This window comes from Streptomyces sp. MH60 (assembly GCF_002939385.1).
Taxonomy (GTDB): domain Bacteria; phylum Actinomycetota; class Actinomycetes; order Streptomycetales; family Streptomycetaceae; genus Streptomyces.
Genome location: NZ_MULI01000063.1, coordinates 1 through 19,017, shown reverse-complemented (window position 1 = coordinate 19,017; position 19,017 = coordinate 1). Strand labels below are relative to the sequence as shown.

General features: G+C 72.5%; 19 protein-coding genes, 1 tRNA gene, 1 pseudogene and 1 riboswitch. Of the genes and pseudogenes, 12 read left to right on the top strand and 9 right to left on the bottom strand.

The genetic code is table 11. The features are described from left to right. Window positions 1–6: 6 nt before the first annotated feature. The 4 genes from BZZ08_RS29060 to BZZ08_RS29045 form a co-directional block, all read right to left on the bottom strand. Window positions 7–510 (bottom strand): hypothetical protein, encoded by a 504-nt coding sequence (locus BZZ08_RS29060; protein ID WP_241965597.1) that lies wholly within the window; start codon window positions 508–510, stop codon window positions 7–9. Window positions 511–605: 95 nt separating this feature from the next. Further along, window positions 606–845: a DUF397 domain-containing protein gene (locus BZZ08_RS29055; RefSeq protein ID WP_104635179.1), complete on the bottom strand. Its 240-nt coding sequence runs from the start codon at window positions 843–845 to the stop codon at window positions 606–608. Window positions 846–966: 121 nt separating this feature from the next. Continuing rightward, window positions 967–1,386, bottom strand: coding sequence for a hypothetical protein (locus BZZ08_RS29050; RefSeq protein ID WP_241965596.1), 420 nt, complete (start codon window positions 1,384–1,386; stop codon window positions 967–969). 271 nt (window positions 1,387–1,657) lie between these two features. Continuing rightward, window positions 1,658–2,860, bottom strand: a complete 1,203-nt coding sequence (locus BZZ08_RS29045) for a helix-turn-helix domain-containing protein (protein WP_104635178.1) — start codon at window positions 2,858–2,860, stop codon at window positions 1,658–1,660. Window positions 2,861–2,940: 80 nt separating this feature from the next. Between BZZ08_RS29045 and BZZ08_RS29040 the strand changes: the two genes are divergently transcribed. Continuing rightward, window positions 2,941–3,609 carry an HAD family hydrolase gene (locus tag BZZ08_RS29040; protein WP_104635195.1) on the top strand — a complete coding sequence of 223 codons (669 nt, stop codon included), beginning with the start codon at window positions 2,941–2,943 and terminating at the stop codon, window positions 3,607–3,609. Window positions 3,610–3,830: 221 nt separating this feature from the next. Beyond that, window positions 3,831–4,370 carry a hypothetical protein gene (locus BZZ08_RS29035; protein ID WP_133169233.1) on the top strand — a complete coding sequence of 180 codons (540 nt, stop codon included), beginning with the start codon at window positions 3,831–3,833 and terminating at the stop codon, window positions 4,368–4,370. Between the two features lie 6 nt (window positions 4,371–4,376). Here the strand turns inward: BZZ08_RS29035 and BZZ08_RS29030 are convergent, their stop codons facing one another. Further along, window positions 4,377–5,024: a CatB-related O-acetyltransferase gene (locus BZZ08_RS29030; protein WP_198601744.1), complete on the bottom strand. Its 648-nt coding sequence runs from the start codon at window positions 5,022–5,024 to the stop codon at window positions 4,377–4,379. A 56-nt stretch (window positions 5,025–5,080) separates the two neighbouring features. Here BZZ08_RS29030 and BZZ08_RS29025 point away from each other — a divergent pair, with 56 nt between their 5' ends. The 8 genes from BZZ08_RS29025 to BZZ08_RS28990 all read left to right on the top strand — a co-directional run bounded on the left by BZZ08_RS29025 (window position 5,081) and on the right by BZZ08_RS28990 (window position 11,994). Then, window positions 5,081–5,734, top strand: coding sequence for a TetR/AcrR family transcriptional regulator (locus BZZ08_RS29025; protein WP_241965595.1), 654 nt, complete (start codon window positions 5,081–5,083; stop codon window positions 5,732–5,734). Window positions 5,735–5,772: 38 nt separating this feature from the next. Continuing rightward, a complete protein-coding gene (locus BZZ08_RS29020; protein ID WP_104635176.1) occupies window positions 5,773–6,129 on the top strand; it encodes a hypothetical protein in 357 nt (118 codons plus the stop codon). 6 nt (window positions 6,130–6,135) lie between these two features. After that, entirely contained in the window at window positions 6,136–6,525 is a 390-nt protein-coding gene (locus BZZ08_RS29015) for a hypothetical protein (protein WP_104635175.1), read from the top strand. Between the two features lie 266 nt (window positions 6,526–6,791). Then, window positions 6,792–7,922, top strand: coding sequence for a dihydrofolate reductase family protein (locus BZZ08_RS29010; protein ID WP_104635174.1), 1,131 nt, complete (start codon window positions 6,792–6,794; stop codon window positions 7,920–7,922). Window positions 7,923–7,989: 67 nt separating this feature from the next. After that, window positions 7,990–8,063 (top strand) — tRNA-Met (locus BZZ08_RS29005). Window positions 8,064–8,248: 185 nt separating this feature from the next. Beyond that, on the top strand, window positions 8,249–9,475 hold the full coding sequence (locus BZZ08_RS29000) for a PP2C family protein-serine/threonine phosphatase (protein ID WP_198601743.1): 1,227 nt from the start codon (window positions 8,249–8,251) through the stop codon (window positions 9,473–9,475). Between the two features lie 224 nt (window positions 9,476–9,699). After that, a riboswitch (cyclic di-AMP (ydaO/yuaA leader) is annotated at window positions 9,700–9,857 on the top strand. A gap of 10 nt (window positions 9,858–9,867) precedes the next feature. Next, window positions 9,868–10,911 (top strand): M23 family metallopeptidase, encoded by a 1,044-nt coding sequence (locus tag BZZ08_RS28995; RefSeq protein WP_104635173.1) that lies wholly within the window; start codon window positions 9,868–9,870, stop codon window positions 10,909–10,911. A gap of 138 nt (window positions 10,912–11,049) precedes the next feature. Next, window positions 11,050–11,994 (top strand): aldo/keto reductase, encoded by a 945-nt coding sequence (locus BZZ08_RS28990; protein WP_104635172.1) that lies wholly within the window; start codon window positions 11,050–11,052, stop codon window positions 11,992–11,994. 19 nt (window positions 11,995–12,013) lie between these two features. Here BZZ08_RS28990 and BZZ08_RS28985 read toward each other — a convergent pair whose 3' ends face one another. Then, window positions 12,014–13,420: a PrsW family intramembrane metalloprotease gene (locus BZZ08_RS28985; RefSeq protein ID WP_104635171.1), complete on the bottom strand. Its 1,407-nt coding sequence runs from the start codon at window positions 13,418–13,420 to the stop codon at window positions 12,014–12,016. A 10-nt stretch (window positions 13,421–13,430) separates the two neighbouring features. Beyond that, window positions 13,431–14,267 carry a tRNA (guanosine(46)-N7)-methyltransferase TrmB gene (gene trmB, locus BZZ08_RS28980; protein WP_104635170.1) on the bottom strand — a complete coding sequence of 279 codons (837 nt, stop codon included), beginning with the start codon at window positions 14,265–14,267 and terminating at the stop codon, window positions 13,431–13,433. A gap of 113 nt (window positions 14,268–14,380) precedes the next feature. Here trmB and BZZ08_RS28975 point away from each other — a divergent pair, with 113 nt between their 5' ends. Next, window positions 14,381–14,791 carry a Dabb family protein gene (locus BZZ08_RS28975; RefSeq protein WP_104635169.1) on the top strand — a complete coding sequence of 137 codons (411 nt, stop codon included), beginning with the start codon at window positions 14,381–14,383 and terminating at the stop codon, window positions 14,789–14,791. A gap of 21 nt (window positions 14,792–14,812) precedes the next feature. Here BZZ08_RS28975 and lhgO read toward each other — a convergent pair whose 3' ends face one another. Both lhgO and BZZ08_RS28965 read right to left on the bottom strand, forming a co-directional pair. Beyond that, complete coding sequence (gene lhgO / locus BZZ08_RS28970; RefSeq protein WP_104635168.1) at window positions 14,813–16,015, bottom strand: L-2-hydroxyglutarate oxidase; 1,203 nt, start codon at window positions 16,013–16,015, stop codon at window positions 14,813–14,815. Window positions 16,016–16,091: 76 nt separating this feature from the next. Next, window positions 16,092–17,513: an MFS transporter gene (locus tag BZZ08_RS28965; protein ID WP_104635167.1), complete on the bottom strand. Its 1,422-nt coding sequence runs from the start codon at window positions 17,511–17,513 to the stop codon at window positions 16,092–16,094. 714 nt (window positions 17,514–18,227) lie between these two features. Between BZZ08_RS28965 and BZZ08_RS28960 the strand changes: the two are divergent. Continuing rightward, window positions 18,228–19,017, top strand: a pseudogene (locus BZZ08_RS28960) (asparagine synthase-related protein); the annotation flags it as partial.

The window sequence follows — 19,017 nt, the reverse complement described above, 5'->3', positions numbered from 1 at the left end:
CTCTCCTCACAGATCACGAGGGGGCAGGGGGCACGTGATATTCGAGTGATGGAGGTTCGGGCAGCACACGACCTGAGCGGCAAACAGGGAGCGGGAAGGCGTCCAGTGGACCCAGGAGACATCGACGCCTCGCGGGAGCACGTTGAGGGCATAGTCGAGCTTCACGTCGAGCCCGACATACGCCTGCGCTCCATCAGTCCGCTCGAAGGGCGGGCTGCTGACGTACTGCTCCTTCAGCCACTGTGTGGCGTCGGCGGCGGCCGTCCAGGTACGGGCCCGCGCGGCCTGCCCGCGCTTCAGCAGCCAGTGCCCGGTCATCAGCGGAGGCAGGGCCCCGTTGGTGAACTCGCTGGCAGCCTCTCGGTATCGGTCGGCGCAGGACGCACCGGGGTCGGGCAGGATCTCGTGTGCGGGCCGCCTGTTGCCCTCGTTGAAGTAGCTCGCGGGCGACCCGGTCCAGGGGCCAAAACCGTGCCAGTGACCCGACCAGGACTGGCTGGTCAGAATCACTCGTTCGGGTGTGGTAACGGTCATGAGATCCCTTCAGGAACGGGCCGCCCCGCGCGCGGGGCGGCCCGTGGTGGGCGTGAAGGTGGGCGGACAGCCTAGAGCGCGAGGCCGCGGTTCCGGGCCCACTCGATGGCGAACGAGTCGAGCTCCGCGCCGGTCATGCGCAGCTCGCTGCCGTTCGCCTCGGCCTTGGAGTCGCCGACGGCGTACGCATCCACGGCGCCCGCCAGCGGCACGGTGGTCACGCAGGTCTCGTTGTCGCCGCCGAGATTGCCACCGCACCACTTCCGGGTGGACGCGTCGGCTGCCGACAGCGCGTACAGGTTCTGCTGCATTACTTGCCTCCAGAGTCTTGGTTGTCTCCTGCGGAGAAGCGGTCTCCGGCCGCTGAGCAACCCGCCCGGGGCTCGACCTGTCCAGGATTGGGGCCCGGGGCGGGGGCTTTGGGGTCCCCTGTTACGCCGGTCTCTCTTCGTCCGGCTGCTCGGTCAGCTGGTGCCGGCCGACGGCGATGAGGCGGGCGACAGCGATCGGTGCGCACAGCGTGGCCATCGACGGCATCGGTACCGCCCAGTACGACGCGTACGTCCGTCGGTCGAGAGCGGTGAGGTCGACGCGCGGCACGCCCAGGTAGGTGTGGCGGCCGAGACAGTCGACGTCCACCACACGCCAGTCGTCGACCGCCTGGTGCCACGTGGTGGGCGTGCTGGCCGGAACGAGGGCGTAATACCGGTGGCCGTGCGGGTCGCAGATGACCGGGCCGCCGCCGAGGACCTCGCCGAGGACGGCGTCGACCTCAGGCGAGGGGCCGGTCCCGCCAGTGACGGCGAGCACCAGGCGCTGTGGCAGACGGACCGCGGAGAACAGTGTGCCCAACGGCAGCATCGTGAGTCCGTGCTCCTGCCACTCCGTCCGGGCCCGATCCCGGTGCCGAACCGTCGACAGCAGCCAGCGAGACGCGGCCGGCTGACGGTTGGCCGCTGGATGCACCAGTACGCCCGGTCTTGACTCGACAGGACGAAGTGCCCGTTCGTTGGTCATGATCACACCTCTACGGTCATCGCGGTCTGTCCCAGAACCGTGACCGTATGTAGGTGTTGACCGGTCCACTCGAGCTGTGAGCTCGGGTGAGCCACGGGCTCGTCCTTTAGACGAGGCCGATCCGCTCGGCCAACTGCTCGGCCTGACGAGCGTGCATGCCCCGGGCGCGTCGGATAACCGTAAGCACCAGTTGGCGGGCGAGGGGGGTGCGCGCAAGGTCTTCGGGGGCGAGAGTTTCCAGGTCGCGGAGGGCGAGCAGTGCGGCGGCGTCGTCGCGGCGCTGAGAGTGACAGGCCGCGACCTCCAGGCCGAACGTGAACTCTCGCTCCCGGCTGGGCAGGCCGCTGGTGTCGATGGCGTCCGCAGTGTGCAGAGCCTCGCCGGTCTCACCGGCCTCCATGTCGATGGACAGGGCGTGCAGTGCGACGTTCGTCGGCCCGAATACGGTCCGGGCCACGTTGCTGTCGTCCGGCACCCGCCGGGCGGCCTTCGCTGCTTGCTGAGTCAGCCGGTCCCGGGCCTCCCACCACCGGCGGCGCCGGGCGGCCCCGACCACCGCGACAAGCTGGAGAGCCCCGACCATGGCGGCCTGCTCGGTCTCGGGCATCGTCGTGGCGGCGACCTGCTCGGCGGCGCGGAGCGCCAGTTCCTCCGCCTCGGCGGGCTGGCCGGCGGCGAGGAGGACGTGGCCCAAGTTCCACTGCGCGGCGGCGATACGGAGCGGATCGTCGGCGTCCTCGGCAGCGCGCTTGGCCCGGTCGGCGGCGATGGTGGCGAGGTCGACTCGGCCCGTGCGCCGCAGGTATGAGCGGAGCAGGCAGTAGAGATCGGCGGCGGCACGCAGTACGGCCCGCCGCTCGGCTGGGTCGGTGCTGGCTCGGGCAGCCCGGGTGGCGTGCTCGACATCGGCGACCAGGTCTGGCAGCGTCTCGGCGGCCTCCGTGAAACGATTGCCGCTGGTCTGCCAGGACTGCCAGGCGGCCTCCACCCGGTCCCGCAGCACGGCCGAGGGCACGGGTCTTGTGCTGCGGGCGGGGCCGTATCCGAGGAAGGCCCGGCCGACCGCTGCTTTGGCGGTGTCCGCCGCCTCCTCGGTCGCGGGCGCCTGCTCTGACAGCAGCGCTGCTGCTGGCACCCCCAGCTCCTGCGCGAGCGCGTAGAGGATCGGCAGCGACGGGACCTTCAGGCCGCGTTCGATCTGCGACAGGTAGTCGGGACTGATGCCGACCAACCCGGCGACAGCGTCCTGACGGCGTCCGCCGCGGTGGTGCCTGATCCAGTCCCCGATGGGGAGGTCTGCTGCAACCATCGCCCGCTCCTTGCTCGGTCCTCTGAGCGTAGGGTGCCCGAAGCGTGGGGACCCCGTTGTTGCAGAGAGAGGAGGCGTCGGTGCCGGAACTGGTGCTGTGGGACATCGACCACACGCTGATGGCGACGCGCGGGGTGGGCGGTGAGTTGTGGGCCGTGGCCTTCGAGCAGGTGACGGGACTGCCGTTGAGGGAGCAGGCGTCGGTGACGGGGTCGACGGAGCGGGTCATTCTGCGCGAGACCACGCGGCTGCACGGTGTGGATTACGACGAGGCGCTGTTCACTCGATTCTCCGATGCGCTCGGTGCGGTGCATGTGCGACGAGCGGCCGAGTTGCGCGAGCGCGGACACGCACTGCCGGGTGCCGCTGCGGCGTTGGCGGCCATCGAGGAGCGCGGGGTGCGGCAGTCGGTGGTGACTGGCAACGTGCGTGTGGCCGCCGAGGTGAAGCTGGCGATCTTCGGTTTGGACAGCTATGTGCTCCTGGGTGAGGGAGCGTTCGGCGAGGACGGTGAAGGGCGGCCGGAGCTGCTGCGCAAGGCGCTGACTCGGGCGGGCGTGACCGCGAGTGAGGCTGTGTTTCTTGGGGACACCCCGGCTGATGTGGAAGGCGGGCACGCGGCCGGCGTGCGGGTCGTGGCAGTCGCCACGGGGAAGACGCCTGCTGCCGAGCTGCGGGAGGCCGGCGCCGATGTCGTGCTGGACAGCCTGGCCGACACGGCGCAGGTGCTGAAAGCCGTCCTGGCATGACGAAACGGCCCCCACCGCCCGAAAGGCTTCGCGGGAAGAAGCCGGGGTCCCGTCCACACGGCGTCTGACCATGTCCGCATATCTGTGAGATGCGCGGCACGCAAGGACGAAGCATGGAGGGCACCCGGGCTCACCTCAACGAGCTGGGGTCCTGTTCGTTTCGGCGTAGTCCCTTCCTCCTCCCTTGAGCGGGAAGATGATCTGTTCTAGACAGGGTGCTCGTGAACGAGAACACGGCCGCCGTGCTGGCGGCACTCATAGGCGTCGCCGGTGCCCTGGGCGGAGCCTTCATGGGCGCCTGGATGCAGCGGCGCGCCACCCTGGAGCAGATCGCGGCTCAGGAGAGGGCCGAGCAGCGCGGCCAACTCCGCACCGACCGCCGCGCTTCCTACGCGGAGGTCATGGACGCCGCCGAGCGGTTCATCGCCTCCCTCGACGACATCGTGGCGGCCCGGCGTGCGGGTGCGGGGTCGCCGGGCTCGGCAGGCGGGTGGGAGCAACTGCGTGAGGAGAGCCAGGCGGCCATGAGGATGCTGCGCCGCGCGATCTGGAACGTGCGGGTGGCCGGCCCGGAGGACATGGCCGACCTCGCGAAGGGGATCTACGACGTGAACAGGCGCCGCTTCGAGATCGCGTTCGACCGGGCCCTCACCTTCGAGGAGATGGACGAACGGCTCGACCGCGAGAACGCCGAGTTCCGGCAGGAGCGCTCACGGTTCGTCGCGGGAGCCCAGCACCTTCTCGGCAACGGGGGAAGCTGACTTCGATCAGCGCACGACCGCGGCGGCTCGCTCCAGTTCCGTGACGGTGCCCGACATGATCGTCCTGATGTGCTCGGTGATGTGTTCCACGGGCCAGTCCCACCAGGCCACCGCGAGCAGCCGGGCGATGTCCCGCTCCTCGTGGCGCGTGCGGATCAGGCGGGCCGGGTTGCCGCCGACGATGCCGTAGTCCGGCACGTCGCTCGTGACCACGGCCCCGGTGGCGATGATCGCGCCGTGGCCGATGCGGACGCCGGGCATCACGGTGGCGCCGTTGCCGAACCAGACGTCGTTGCCCACCACCGTGTCCCCGGGGTTCGGCAGGCCGGTGAGCAGGTCGAAGTGCTCGGCCCAGGAGCCGCCCATGGTGGGGAAGGGGAAGGTGGACGGGCCGTCCATGCGGTGGTTGGCGCCGTTCATGATGAAGCGGGTGCCGGTCCCCAGGGCGCAGAACTTCCCGAGCACCAGCTTCTCGGGCCCGTAGTGGTACAGCACGTTGCGGGTCTCGAAGGCGGTCGCGTCGTCCGGATCGTCGTAGTAGGAGAACTCGCCGACCTCGATCAGCGGGGACCGCACCAGGGGCTTGAGCAGCACGACCCGGGGCTGTTCGGGCATCGGGTGGAGCACGGTGGGATCGGCGGGGAGAGCGGGCATCGGCAAGGCGGATCCTCTCGGCGGACCACTAGTGCGACAGGTGTAGCATTAAGAGGGTGGCACGAGACAGTCGTATCGATCAAGCGGACAGTGGATCGCTCGCGACGCCGGAGCGCCGTCCGGGCGGTCGCAGCGCCCGCATCCGTGCCCAGGTTCTCGACGCGGTGCGCGCCGAACTCGCCGAGGCCGGTCACGAAGGACTCACCGTGGAGGGCGTCGCCGCCCGCGCGGGAGTTCACCGCACCACGGTCTACCGGCGGTGGCGCGACGTGGGCGGGCTGCTCGTCGACGTCATCGACGCCGCCGGCGAGATGGACTGGCGGCCGCCGGACACCGGCTCCCTGCGCGGCGATCTGACGGCACTCAACCGGGAGATCCGGGAGTCCCTCGTCGTACGGCCGTCCTTCGCCGTCGCCCTGATGGCCGCGTCGTTCCACTCCGAGCAGGCCGCGCGGGCCCAGACGCGACTGTGGGCGGACCGGTACGCCCAGTGCGAGGTCCTCGTGGAGCGCGCCGTCGAGCGCGGCGAACTCCCCGCACGGGACGTGGACGCCCGCGGCCTGCTGATCGCCGCCACGGCGCCGCTCTACCACCAACTGGTGCTCCTGCGCGCCGATCCCGACCCGCGTCTCCCGGAACGGGCCGCGGAGGCCGCGGTGCTGGCGGCCGCCGGGGGCGCCTTCTCCGTCCCCCGGACAGCGGGTGAGTGACCGGGGGCCCGTCGGACCGACGGGTAAAGTCCTCCGGCATGAGCACAACTCCGCACGGCGCAGGCCGGGTTGACCTCCGACCCCGGCGAGTGACCCCACGCCGCCTCGGCGCCGCCGCCGCGGTCTACGGCGTGTTCGTCGCTGGCTGGTACCTGGGGCAGCCCGTGGCCCCGGAGTGCCGGGCCGACCAGGCCGCGATCGACCGGGCCGCCGAGCGGTACCGGACCCAGCCGTCCCCCACGCCCGCACCGATCGCGGGTCCGGCCTCCGACTCGCTGGTGGTGGGCAACGACCACGTGATGTCCCTGACGTACACGTCCTACGCCGTGGCCTGCACGAACGACACGAGTGAACGGCCCCGTCTCGGCGCGTGGTTCGAGGGCGACTGGAGGTAGGGCCGGATGCCCGCCTGGATCACCCCGCGCCGCCTCGGCGTCGTCACCTTCCTGTACGCCGTGTTCCTGGCCGGGTGGTGGCTCGGTCAGCCGGTGCGGTCCGACGGCTGCCTGGAGGACAGGCACGCCGCCGCGTCGGACGATCGCCCCGCTCCGGTGGAACCGGCCGACCCCGGCCGCTACCTCGAGAACCTCGGCCTCGGCCTGGACTTCGGCCTCCTCGACTGGGCCGACGACCTGGACGGCCGCCGCGACGGCGAGTACGGCCCCGGCGACCAGGGGTACGAGTTGCGGTACGGCTCCGGGACGTACACCGCGTCCGGCGCGGACCACACCTTCTGCTCCTACACGAAGCGCGCCCGCCTGCTCTCGTGGGTCAACGGCGACTGGGGCTGACCCGGCCGCCGGACCGGCGCAGTGCCGAGATCACCCAGGGCCGGAAGGGGCGTCGGGCGTCCGCCGGAGGGCTTGGCCCCGTGGTCGGCGGCGGGCGGCCGTTCCATGACGAACGACCCCTTGCAGCGAACGGTGACGATGAGTCCCGGACGGCGCCCGCCGGAGACGGACGGCGAGTTCACCGGCCCACCCCGGCCATGACCGACAATGGCGGCACTCCACGCCAGTCCGTCCGTTCGCCCCGCTCGTCCCACCGGAGTGCCGCCATGCCCCTCCCGCACGTCCTCCTCTCCGCCGCCGTCTCCCTCGACGGATACCTGGACGACACCGGCCCCGACCGGCTCCTGCTCTCCAGCCCCGCCGACTTCGACCGGGTCGACGAGGTGCGGGCCTCCGTGGACGCGATCCTGGTCGGGGCCGGGACGATCCGGGCCGACAACCCGCGGCTGCTGGTGAACTCGGCCGAGCGGCGGGCGGCCCGCACGGCGGCCGGAAGGGCGGAGTACCCGCTCAAGGTCACCGTCAGCGGCGGCGGCGAGCTGGACCCGGCGGCCCGGTTCTGGCACACCGGCGGGGAGAAGCTGCTGCTGACCACGGACGACGGCGCCCGGCGGGCCCGCGCGCTCGGGATCGGTGCCGATGTCGTGCCGCTGGGCCCGGTGCTCGACTGGCGTGCGGCGCTGGAGTACCTGCATGACCGGCGGGGCGTGCGGCGGCTCATGGTCGAAGGGGGCGGGACGGTCCACACCCAGCTGCTCCAGCAGGAGCTGGCCGACGAGCTGCAGCTCGTCCTCGCTCCGCTGTTCGTGGGGGACCCGGCCGCGCCCCGGCTGTTCGGGCCCGGCGCCTACCAGGGCGGGCGGCTCGCGCTGGTCGAGACGCGGCGGATCGAGGACGTCGTCCTGATGCGGTACCGGCCCACCGCCCCCGGCACCGGTGACCGGGTCGCCGCCGCCGACCGGCACTGGCTGGCGCTCGCATGTGAGCTGGCCGAGCTGTGTCCGCCGTCGGACACCGCCTTCAGCGTGGGGGCGGTCGTGGTCGCCGCCGACGGGAGCGAGCTGGCGCGGGGGTACTCCCGGGAGGGCGGTGATCCGGTCGTGCACGCCGAGGAGGCGGCGCTCGCCAAGGTCGGTCCCGCCGACCGGCGGCTCGCGGGCGCCACCGTGTACAGCAGCCTGGAGCCCTGTGCCCGCCGCGCCTCCCGGCCCGCCCCCTGCGCCCGGCTGATCCTCGACGCCGGGGTGCGCCGGGTCGTCACGGCCTGGCGGGAGCCGGACACCTTCGTGGCGGGGGCGGACGGGAGCGGGGTGCTGGCCGCGGGGGGCGCCGCCGTCGTCGTACTGGCCGAGTACACGGAGCGGGCGAAGGCGCCGAACCGCCATCTGGAGGGGTAGGGAGCCGGGCGGGAGATACCGATGTGCATTCCGGTCCCCGGATGACGTACAGTGGTGAACACAACGACGCGGGGTGGAGCAGCTCGGTAGCTCGCTGGGCTCATAACCCAGAGGTCGCAGGTTCAAATCCTGTCCCCGCTACTGAAGGCCGAGGGCCGGAATCCGAAAGGGTTCCGGCCCTCGGTGCGTTTCGGCATGGCGTTGCGTGTCATCCGGTCGGCCCCTCACCGCTCGCCGCCCGCCCCCGCTCCCGGAAACCTGGAGTCGGGACGGCAAGCGGCGCGGACGTGCGGGGCGGCGGGAGACGAGTGGTGCGGCCAGGTGACGTGGACGACGAGGGAGCGTACGCCAGAGCCGGCGGCCGGCTCCCCGGCGATCCCGTGCCCGACCCGGGCCTCGGCCTCGGTGACGAGCCGCAGCCCCTCACGGCCCCGGCCGCACCGCCACGCCGGCGGACCGGGTACGGGCGCACCTTCGTGCACGCACTCCCCGTGCTGCTGATCGTCGTCGCCGTCCTGTACGACATCTTCACCCCGAGGTACTTCACCGCCGGCCCCCTCTACACGGCGGCGCCCCTGATCGCCGCCCCGCTCTACTCTCGGCGCGGCACGGCGCTCACCGGCGTCGCCGTGGTCGCCGCGGTCATCGGGCTGCAACTCGGCAAGGGCGTCATCCACTACGTCGACTCCCTCACCGAGCTGATCACCATCGCGACGGTCGCCGCGCTCGCCGTCCTCGTGAACGGCATGGTCCGGCGCAGCAGCGAGCGGCTCGTCTCCGTCCGCGAGATCGCCGAGGCCGCCCAGCGCGCCGTGCTGCCCCAGCCCGCCGAGCGGATCGCGGGCTTCGAGATCGCCGTCTGCTACGAGGCCGCGCAGGCGGACGCCTTCATCGGCGGCGACCTGTACGCCGTGCAGGACAGTGCCCGCGGCGTCCGGCTCATCGTCGGGGACGTGCGCGGCAAGGGCATGGGCGCGGTGGCCGCCGTCGCCGTCGTGATCGGTGCCTTCCGGGAGGCCGCCGAGCAGGAGGCGACGCTGGAGGCGGTGGCGCAGCGGCTGGAGCGGGCGCTGGCGCGCGAGGGCACCCGTCGCGACGGACTGGACGCCTTCGAGGGCTTCACCACCGCCGTACTCGCCGAAGTCCCGCACGGCGGGGGGACGGTCCGCATCGTCAACCGCGGCCATCCGCCGCCCCTGCTGCTCTACGCCGACGGCACCCTCGGCCCGCTGCCCGCCCGGGAGTCGGCGCTGCCGCTCGGCATGGGAGAGCTGGGCGTGTGGCCCGACCGGGCGGAGGAGGTCGCCTTTCCCGGCGGGGCCACGCTGCTGCTCTACACCGACGGACTGACCGAAGCCCGGGACGCGAAGGGCGAGTTCTACGATCCGCAGGCGCGGCTGGCCGGCCGGGTCTTCCGGCATCCGGCGACCCTGCTCGACACCCTCGCCGAGGACGTGCGCCGGCACTCCGGGGGCGGCATGGCGGACGACATGGCGCTGCTCGCCGTACGGCGGCCCCGGCGCGGTGATCATGATCATTGTCACGAGCCGTGACAGTGCGAACCCCCTCCGCATAACAACTGACGCACCATCAGAAGAACGTGGCGTGAAGGGGAATACCGAGGCGGGGTCAACTCGACCGGTTTTCACCGACCGTGAGGCGTACGTCCCGGCCGTTTCCGTTAACGATCAAGAGGAACGGCTTGGAAACAGAGCCCCGCGTCTATTAACGTTCGATAACGCAGCGCGGTCGTCCCAGCCGTCACAGAAGGCGGCTCCGTGCGCACGCGCCGAATCCCGCAAGGGAACCGGGGAACCACCACATTGGGGTGAATCGGGCGTATGCCACCGTGTCCGCACGGTCGGCGCACACCCGTAGGAGACCTTCCTGCTCCGAACCCGTCAGCTAACCCGGTAGGCGGAAGGAAGGAAAGGAGTACGCCCACGTGGCGTCCAACCGGCCTGCCCCCGAGGCCCCGTTCGTGCCCACCGGGCACGGCACCGACACCTTCGGCTACGACGCCCCCCGTGCCGAAGAGGGTCCCTGGGAGGAATGGAATCCCACCGCGGAATCCATCCGCCCCGTACGCGGCCGGCACCGCGTCGCCAAGCAGCGCGGCGGGCTCGCCCGCAGCTCCACCGTCCTCGGCGTCGGGGTCATAGCCGCCGTCGGCGCGGGCGGCATGGCCAGCGCGCAGACCGGCAAGCCGCCGGTGTCCATCTCCATGCCGGACCTGCCGAACGTCGGCTCGCTCCTGCCCGGCGACGACGAGGCGCCGGAGCCCGAGGGTTCCGCCACCCCGCTCAGCGGCGTCACCCAGGCCGTCGCCGCCGACAGCGCGGAGGGCACCGGCACCACCGACGCCGGTGAGTCGCTGCGGGCCCGGATCATGGCGCAGGCCGAGCAGCAGCAGGCGCAGGTCGAGACGAAGGCCGCCGCCGAGGCTCGGGCCGCCGCCGAGAAGAAGGCCGCGGAAGCCGCCGCCAAGGCGGAGAAGGAAGCTCAGGAGAAGGCCGCCGCCGCCAAGAAGAAGGCGGAGGAGGAGGCCGCGAAGAAGGCCGAGGCCGAGCGGCTCGCGAAGCTGGCCAAGCAGTACACGCTGCCGACCTCCTCGTACACGATCTCCTCCACGTTCAACCAGGCCGGCTCGCTGTGGGCCTCCGGCCACCACACCGGCCTCGACTTCGCCGCCCCCACGGGCACGCTGCTCAAGGCGGTGCACAGCGGCACGATCACGTCGGCCGGCTGGGACGGCTCGTACGGCTACAAGACCGTGCTCACCCTCGACGACGGCACCGAACTCTGGTACGCGCACCAGTCGTCCATCAATGTCAGCGTCGGCCAGAAGGTCACCACCGGTGACGTCATCGGCCGCGTCGGCGCCACCGGCAACGTCACCGGCGCCCACCTCCACCTGGAGGTGCACACCGCCGGCGGCTCGGGCATCGACCCGATGGCCTGGCTGCAGAGCAAGGGGCTCACGCCCTGATCCGCCCCGCCTCCTGATCCACCCCGCTGAACCTCCGGCGGTCCTGACGGCAACCCCCCGACGTCAGGGCTGCCGGTTTGCGGGGTTTTTGCGTGTATGCCGGAATGGCCTGCCGCGGTGCGGTCGTTGACGCCTTACATGACTTCCCTGCGCACACTCGGTTCCTCCGACCTCAAGGTCTTCCCCCTCGCCCTGGGCGGCAACGTCTTCGGCTGGACCGCCGACCGGGACCGGTCCTTCGCCGTCCTGGACGCCTACACGGCGGCCGGAGGCAACTTCGTCGACACCGCCGACTCCTACTCCGCCTGGGTCGACGGCAACAGCGGCGGCGAGTCCGAGACCGTCCTCGGCCAGTGGTTCGCGGCCCGCGGCAACCGTGCTGACGTCGTCCTCGCCACCAAGGTCAGCCAGCACCCCGAGTACCCGGGGCTGTCCGCCGCGAACATCAAGGCCGCGGCCGACGCCTCGCTGCGCCGCCTGGGCACCGACCACATCGACCTCTACTACACCCACTTCGACAAGCCCGAGGTGCCGGTCGAGGAGATCATCGGCGCGCTCGACGAGCTGGTGAAGGCCGGCAAGGTGCGGCACATCGCCGCCTCCAACATCTCCGCCGAGCGGCTCGCGGCGTCCCTGGAGTTCTCCGACCGCGAGGGCCTCGCCCGGTACGTCGCCCTCCAGCCGCACTACAACCTGGTCTCCCGCGACACCTACGAGGGCGAGCTGCGCGACTTCGCCGAGCAGGCCGGTCTCGCCGCCGTGCCGTACTACGCCCTCGCGGCCGGCTTCCTCACCGGCAAGTACCGGCCGGGCACCGCCGTGGACAGCCCGCGGGCGGGCGGTGCGGCCAAGCACCTTCAGACCGAGCGGGGCCGCCGGGTGCTGGCCGCCCTGGACGAGATCGCCGAGGCCCACGACGCTCCCGTCGCCACGGTGGCCCTCGCCTGGCTGGCCGGCCGGCCGACGGTGGCGGCACCGATCGCGTCCGCGCGCACGGTGGAGCAGCTGCCGGCCCTGCTGGGCGTGGCCGAGCTGAGCCTGACGGGGGACGAGGTCGAGCGGCTGACGCGGGCGTCCGCCTGAGCGGACGGACGGCGCGGACCTACGGCCGGTGCGGGCCGGGGGGCGCGTACGGGGCGTACGGGGACTGCGGCGCGTACGGGACGAGAGGCGCCTGCGGTCCGTAGGGGGCGTGGGGCGTGTACGGGATGTGCGGGGCGTACGGAGCGGGCGCGGTCCGGGGGGCGTACCCGGGGTGCGCCCCGCCGTACGGGTACACCCACGGCGGCACCGGCCGCGGCACGGGCGGCGGCGGTGCCGTGGCCCGGGCCGCGTAGTCCAGCGCCGGGCGGGCCACGTCCCGCAGCTGCCACAGGGCCTCCAGCAGCGCCCGCTCCCGCACGGTGAAGTCGGCGCCCGCCCTGCCCCGGCGCCCGCGCTGCCTGAGGAACGCCACCGAGGTCGCGCAGGCCTCGTACCGCGCCACCGCCCGCGCCCCTTCCTTCCCGGCGTGCCGGCGGGCGTACTGCCGGGCGATGCGGCGGGCCCGCATCGAGCCGAGCGCGTACGGCTCCGCGGGCGTGAGCCATCCGGCGACGACGTACGCGGGCAGTTCGGCCCGTACGGTGCGCAGTTCGCGCTGCCTGGTCCAGATCACCAGCCAGGTCAGCAGGCCGAAGGACGGCACCATGAACGCCGCGTACACGGCGAAGAAGCCGTACTCCCCGAAGGCGGCCGAGCCGTTCCACAGGGCGTGCACGCCCATCGCCAGCAGCAGCCCGGCCAGGGGGAGCAGCGCCCGGCGCAGGCGGTGCCGGCCCGCCGAGAGCGCGGCGATGCCGAAGCCGATGCCGGTGAGCACGGTGAACAGGGGATGCGCGAACGGCGACATCACGACCCGCACGAAGAAGGTCGCCGCGGTGACGGAGGCGATGCCGCTGTCGCCGGTGAGCTGGTCGGTGCCGAAGGCGGTGCCCAGGTACAGGATGTTCTCGGTGAAGGCGAAGCCGGTGGCGGTGACCCCGGCGACGACGACGCCGTCGACGATGCCGGTGAAGTCCCGTCTGCGGAAGAGGAAGACCAGGAGGACGGCGGCCGCCTTGGCGGACTCCTCGACGACCGGAGCTATCACCGTGGCGCCCAGGGTGTCCGCGCCGGCCGGGTCGGCGGTCGCGGTCGCTATCCAGCGGGTCGCGAAGCTGTTGGCGACGATCGCTATCAGCGCCGCCGCGCAGGCCCCCCAGGCGAAGCAGAAGAGCAGGTTGCGCCAGGGGCCGGGGTCCACCCGGTCCAGCCAGCGGAACGCGGCTATGAGCAGCGGCACGGGCAGTACCGCCAGTCCCAGCCCCACCAGGAAGCCCTGGGTGCCGGTCTGTTCGCGCACCAGGGCCAGGATCACCAGCCCGGAGAGCGCGAGCAGGGTGATCAGCGCGCCGTAACGGACCCAGGTGCGCTGCCACCAGTGCGTATGCCGGTGCGCACGGGTCGGGTGCGGGGGACAGGTGGCCACGGCATGGACCCTAACCGGTGGGGGGCAGCTCCTTGTGCGGTACGCGACGGAAGAGCAGGTCGTTCACCACATGTCCCTTCTCCAGTCCCTGGCCCTCGAAACGGGTCAGCGGCCGGTGTTCGGGACGTGGCGCGAATCCGCCGCCGGGCACGGTGTTCTCGAAGCCGGGGTGCGCGGTGAGCACGTCGAGCATCTGCTCGGCGTACGGCTCCCAGTCGGTGGCGCAGTGCACGACGGCCCCCGGGGCGAGCCGGGCGGCCGCCAGGGACAGGAACTCCGGCTGGATCAGCCGCCGCTTGTGGTGCCGCTTCTTGGGCCACGGGTCGGGGAAGTAGACGCGCAGCCCGGCGAGGGAGTCGGGGGCGAGCATTTCGCGCAGCAGGATGATCGCGTCGCCGTTGCCCACCCGGATGTTGGACAGCCCCTCCCGCTCCGCGAGACCGAGCAGGTTTCCCTGGCCGGGGGTGTGGACGTCGACGGCGAGGATGTTGGTGCCCGGGTCGGCGGCGGCCATCCGGGCGGTGGCCTCGCCCATGCCGAAGCCGATCTCCAGGACCACGGGGTGGTCGTTGCCGAAGAGTTCGGCGAGGTCGATGAGCCGCTGTCCGTCGATGTCCAGTCCCCACGCGGGCCACAGCCGCTGCAACGCGTCCGCCTGCCCGGTGGTCACCCGGCTCCGCCGGGGCTGGAAACTCCGGATCCGCCGCTCGAAGTGCGACCCGGCGGGATCGGCCTTCGGGCCGTCGGGGAAACGGGGCTCGCCCTTGGCGCGGACGTGGCGCAGGGAGGTCCCGGCCGCGTGCGGGGCAGCGGCTTCGGCCTCGGGGGTGTGGTGGAAGTCAGACACAATGCGTCGATTTTAGTCCGCGCACGCGGTTGCGATGGCCTATCGAACTAGTTACAGTCTATAACTCAAGCGATAGCGTGAAGCCATTCGCCGTACCGTGGAGGAGAGACGCCGTGATTCACCACCAGATCCGCCTCGCCATGCGCCCCGACGCACCGCAGGACAAGGTCGAGGAGGCGCTCGGGATGCTCCGCAGGATGGGGCGTGAGATCGACGCCGTCGCGTACTGGGCGGTCGGGCGGGACGTGGGCGGTGACTTCGACTACGGAGCGATGTTCGCGGTCGAGGACATCGCGGCCTACCGGGCGTACATGCTCGCTCCGCTGCACCGGCGGGTCGACGAGATCGGGCTGCCGCTGGTGCGGCACATGGTCTCGCACGACCTGACCGACGACGAGGACCCGGCCACGGGCGAACTCATCCAGCAGATCCACGCCGAGCGCTTCGCGGGGGACCCGGCCCTGGTGGCCCTGATCGAGGGCCTCGGCTCGTACCAGGGCAGCAGCGCGCCCGGGCAAGACTAGGAGGAGTGCGCCGGAGGTGCTCTAGTCCGCCAGCATCGCCAGGGCCCGGCGCGCCACCTCCCGGCCGATGGGCAGGGACGCGGTCGCCGCGGGGGACGGCGCGTTCAGGACGTGCACCGCGTGGGCGCCCTCCTTGATCAGGAAGTCGTCCACCAGGGTGCCGTCCGCCAGCACCGCCTGCGCCCGCACGCCGGCCGGGGCCGCGACCAGGTCGCCGTCCGTCACCGCCGGCAGCAGCCTGCGGACCGCCGTCGTGAACGCGGTCCTGGACAGCGACCGCCGCAGCTCGCCCGCGCCGTACCTCCAGTGCCGCCGGGCTATCCGCCACGAACCCGGCCAGGCCAGGGTCGCGCCCAGCTCACGGGGGCGCACCACGCCCCAGCCGTACCCCTCGCGCGCCAGCGCCGGCACCGCGTTCGGCCCGACGTGCACGCCGCCGTCGATGCCCCGGGTCAGATGCACCCCGAGGAACGGGAACGCCGGGTCCGGCACCGGGTACACCAGCCCCCGCACCAGCTCCGGTCGCGCCAGTTCGTAGTACTCGCCCCGGAAGGGGACGATCCGCATGCCGGGGTCGTCCCCGGTCAGCCGGGCGATCTCGTCGCAGTGCAACCCCCCGCAGTTGACCAGGACCCGCGCGCGGAGCACGTGCCCCGCGCGGGTGCGCACGGCGACGCCCAGGCCGGGGCGCCGGTCGACGCGGTGCACCTCGGCGCCGTAGCGGATCTCCGCCCCGGACGCGCGGGCGAGCTGCCGGGCCACGGCGCCGTAGTCGCAGATGCCGGTGGTGCCGACGTGTATGGCGGCCAGGCCCCGGACCTCGGGCTCGTACTCCTGGATCTGGGCGCCGCTCAGCTCGCGCACCGGTATGCCGTTCTCCCGGCCGCGCTGGACGAGGGCGTGCAGGCGGGGCAGCTCGGCGCGGTCGGTGGCCACGATCAGCTTGCCGGTGACGGCGTGGGCGATGCCGTACTCGGCGCAGAACTTGACCATCTCGGCGGCGCCCCGGACCGCGTAGCGCGCCTTCAGGGAGCCCGGGCGGTAGTAGACACCGCTGTGGATGACCCCGCTGTTGCGGCCCGTCTGGTGGCGGGCGGGGCCCGGCTCCTTCTCCAGGACCGTGACGCGGGTGCCCGGGGCGGCGCGCGTGATCGCGTACGCCGTGGACAGGCCGACGATCCCGCCGCCGATCACCAGCACATCACAGTCGAACGTCTGTTCCATATCCCGGTCCACCTCCCGACTTCGATAGTGCACTGCGCCACTGACAATGCCTTCAAACCCGGAAGCGGGCGGTCCGTCAGGCCGGAGTCACCAGCAGGGGGCGGGCGCGCTCGCGCAGATCCACCACGCGCGGCTCGTCGCCGTACGGCTCCAGGCGGTGCAGGAGGTCCTTCACGTACTCGGTGGTGCGGGCCGAGGAGATGCGGCCGGCCACCTCGACCGCCCGCACGCCCTGCTCGCAGGCCGCGTCCAGATTGCCCGACTCCAGCTCGGCCACCGCCGAGACGACGAGCCGGAGCCCGTGCGAGCGTACGAACTCCTCCGTCGGTTGCGACAGCGCCTGCTCGGTGAAGCGGCGGACCTGGCGTGGTGCCTTCAGGTCGCGGTAGCACTCGGCCGCGTCGGCGGCGAACCGGTCGTAGGAGTAGAAACCCAGCCACGAGGGGTCGCTGTCGCCCGGGCGGGCGCGCTCCAGCCAGCTCTCGGCGGCCTTCAGGGCGGCCCCGGCCGCCACCGCGTCGCCCGCGCGCGCGTGGGCCCGCGCCTCCACCAGCCGGAAGAAGCTCATGGTGCGGGCCGTGGCCAGGCCGCGGTTGCGTTCGAGGGCGGCCTGGGCGAGGTCCACGCCCTCGTCACCGAAGCCGCGGTAGGTCGCCTGGAGGGACATGGAGGCCAGTACGTAGCCGCCGAGCGGGACGTCGGCCGCCGCGCGGGCCAGGCGCAGGGCCTGGATGTAGTACCGCTGGGCCGCCTCCTGCTGGCCGGTGTCGAAGGCCATCCACCCGGCCAGGCGGGTCAGTTCGGCCGAGGCGCCGAACAGGGCGCGGCCGACCTCGTCGGAGTAGGAGCCGAGGAGGAGCGGTGCCGCCTCGACGCGTAAGCACTCGGGGACCATCGACGAACGCCAGTCCCCTCCGCCGTACTTGGAGTCCCAGCGTCTGGCGTCCTCGGCGGCCTCGCGCAGCTTCTGCACGTCACTGTGGCCGACTTTGAGCGGTGCGCCGGAGCCCTCGGCCGGGCCCGCCTCGCGCGCCACCGAGCTGTCGGCCGGGGTTATCAGCCATCGCGAGGCGGGCGTCGCGTAGGCGCTCACCGCGAACGACCCGGCGAGCGACTGCCAGATGCCGCCGCCGGCCCGGCGGCCGGCGAGGTCGAGACGGTACAGCTCGGTGGCGGACCTGACCGCCTGGCCGACGTCCCGGGGGAAGGCGAGGCCCACTTCGGGGGCGGGGTCCGCGTCCGCCAGGCCGATCTCGTGGAGCGGCACCGGGCGGCCGAGCTTCTGGCCGATGGCGGCGGCGATGAGGTGCGGCGCCGCGCCCTGCGGCACCATGCCCTTCGACACCCAGCGCGCCACCGACGTCTTGTCGTAGCGAAGTGTCAACCCGCGTTGGGCGCCGAGGTCGTTGACGCGCCGGGCGAGTCCTGCGTTGCTGATTCCCGCGAGGGCGAGAACGGTGCCGAGCTTTTCGTTCGGCCCGCGTTGCTCCCTGGACATGCGCCACCCCTCGACACAGACGGCTGCCGCGCTGGCATAACCACGCGGCATTCGTAAACCCAGCGTAGTTCGCCGCATCCCAGGCGTTAAGAGGCATTGTTCCGGATGGCGGGATTGTGGTCCGTACTCAAGTGCGGTGTATGTACGGTCTGTTGCCGCGTGCTCCCGATGTGTGGCCGTGCGCCCGTGCGTGCGCTCTTCTCCGGCCACGGCGGGAGCGATTCCATGGGCGATGCGTGGGTCGGCCCGCTGTACTGGATCCAGTGGGCTGGGGGACGCCGCCGCCTACATCCCCGCGGGCGGCGGACCGGTCCGGGGGGCGAGTCCCGTCCCCCGGACCGCGCGCCGGCGGCATGCCGCCCAGCGGGGCGCAGGGTTTGTACGGAGCGTGTTCGGGTGCGACTGCGTGACGTCGATTTGGCTGAAAATCACCTCTGGTGATTTCGGGGTACTACCGCCCTCACCACGGCAGTTGAGGGCGCGTGGGGGAGCCAAAAGGGCGCGTTGCGGGGGCGCATTCGCGTCGTCTTCACCTCCTCCCGGACGGTGTCCGAGGGGCGGTGCAAGGGAGCCGGCGTTCTCGCGTGAGTCTCCGCGAGAACGCCCGCAGGGAGCACACGCGGCTCCGCCGACGCTCTGTGGCGCGCCCTTCATGGCAGCATGGGGAACCAGTTCGTACGGTGCACTGGTTGTCCCCAGCCTGTGGAGGCGTCGATGCGGTGGTTGGTGGGGTGGAGCAGCGCCGCCGTGGGAGCAGCCGGGATCGCCGGAGCGGCCGGTTCCGCGGGGGCCACCGGCTACGACGGCGAGACCGTGCAGCCCGTGGGCGCCCAGCCGTTGTGGAGCGACCCCGATCCCCTGTGGGCGGTCGGCGACTGGCGCCCCGACGAGGTGCGCGTCGTCAGCGCCGACCCGCAGACCCGGATCGCCGTCCTCGGCATCTGCGGCGCGAGCGACGAGCAGTTGCGCGTCGCACTGTTCGCCGCGCGCGGGGGCGCGCTCCGGCATCTGACGGCGTGGCCCGGCAGTTACACGGCCGTCGTCCAGGTGGGGCGGCGGATCACCGTCTGCGGCGACCTCGCGGGCGCGCGGCCGGTTTTCCACACCCCCTGGGCGGGCGGCACCGCCTACGCGACCGCCGCGCTGCCGCTCGCCGACCTCGTCGAGGCCAACCTCGACTTCGGCCACCTCGCCGCGCTGCTCGCCACGCCCGACGTGCCGGCCGCGCTGGACGACTCCACCCCGTACGACGGCGTGAAGCGCGTTCCGCCGGGGCATGCGCTGATTCTGCGCGCCGGGGCGCGGGAGATCGCGGGGTACGAACCGGTGGCCTCGCTCGCCGTCGCGGCGCCCGCGGCGGACCCCGGCCGCGCGGTGGACGGTGTGCGGGACGCCCTGGTGGAGGCCGTGCGCACCCGGCTCGCCGCACCCCGGCACGTCCCCGGGGACGGCATCGACCCCGGCCCGGTGCCGGGCATGGGGCCCGCGGAGCGCCGTGCGGCGC

Coding starts and splice junctions, on each gene's coding strand:
- BZZ08_RS29020 (WP_104635176.1), top strand. CDS start 5,773: ATGAGCACAACTCCGCACGGCGCAGGCCGGGTTGACCTCCGACCCCGG.
- BZZ08_RS29045 (WP_104635178.1), bottom strand. CDS start 2,860: ATGGTTGCAGCAGACCTCCCCATCGGGGACTGGATCAGGCACCACCGC.
- lhgO (WP_104635168.1), bottom strand. CDS start 16,015: ATGGAACAGACGTTCGACTGTGATGTGCTGGTGATCGGCGGCGGGATC.
- BZZ08_RS28965 (WP_104635167.1), bottom strand. CDS start 17,513: ATGTCCAGGGAGCAACGCGGGCCGAACGAAAAGCTCGGCACCGTTCTC.
- BZZ08_RS29030 (WP_198601744.1), bottom strand. CDS start 5,024: ATGCCCGCTCTCCCCGCCGATCCCACCGTGCTCCACCCGATGCCCGAA.
- BZZ08_RS29010 (WP_104635174.1), top strand. CDS start 6,792: ATGCCCCTCCCGCACGTCCTCCTCTCCGCCGCCGTCTCCCTCGACGGA.
- BZZ08_RS29055 (WP_104635179.1), bottom strand. CDS start 845: ATGCAGCAGAACCTGTACGCGCTGTCGGCAGCCGACGCGTCCACCCGG.
- BZZ08_RS29015 (WP_104635175.1), top strand. CDS start 6,136: ATGCCCGCCTGGATCACCCCGCGCCGCCTCGGCGTCGTCACCTTCCTG.
- BZZ08_RS28990 (WP_104635172.1), top strand. CDS start 11,050: ATGACTTCCCTGCGCACACTCGGTTCCTCCGACCTCAAGGTCTTCCCC.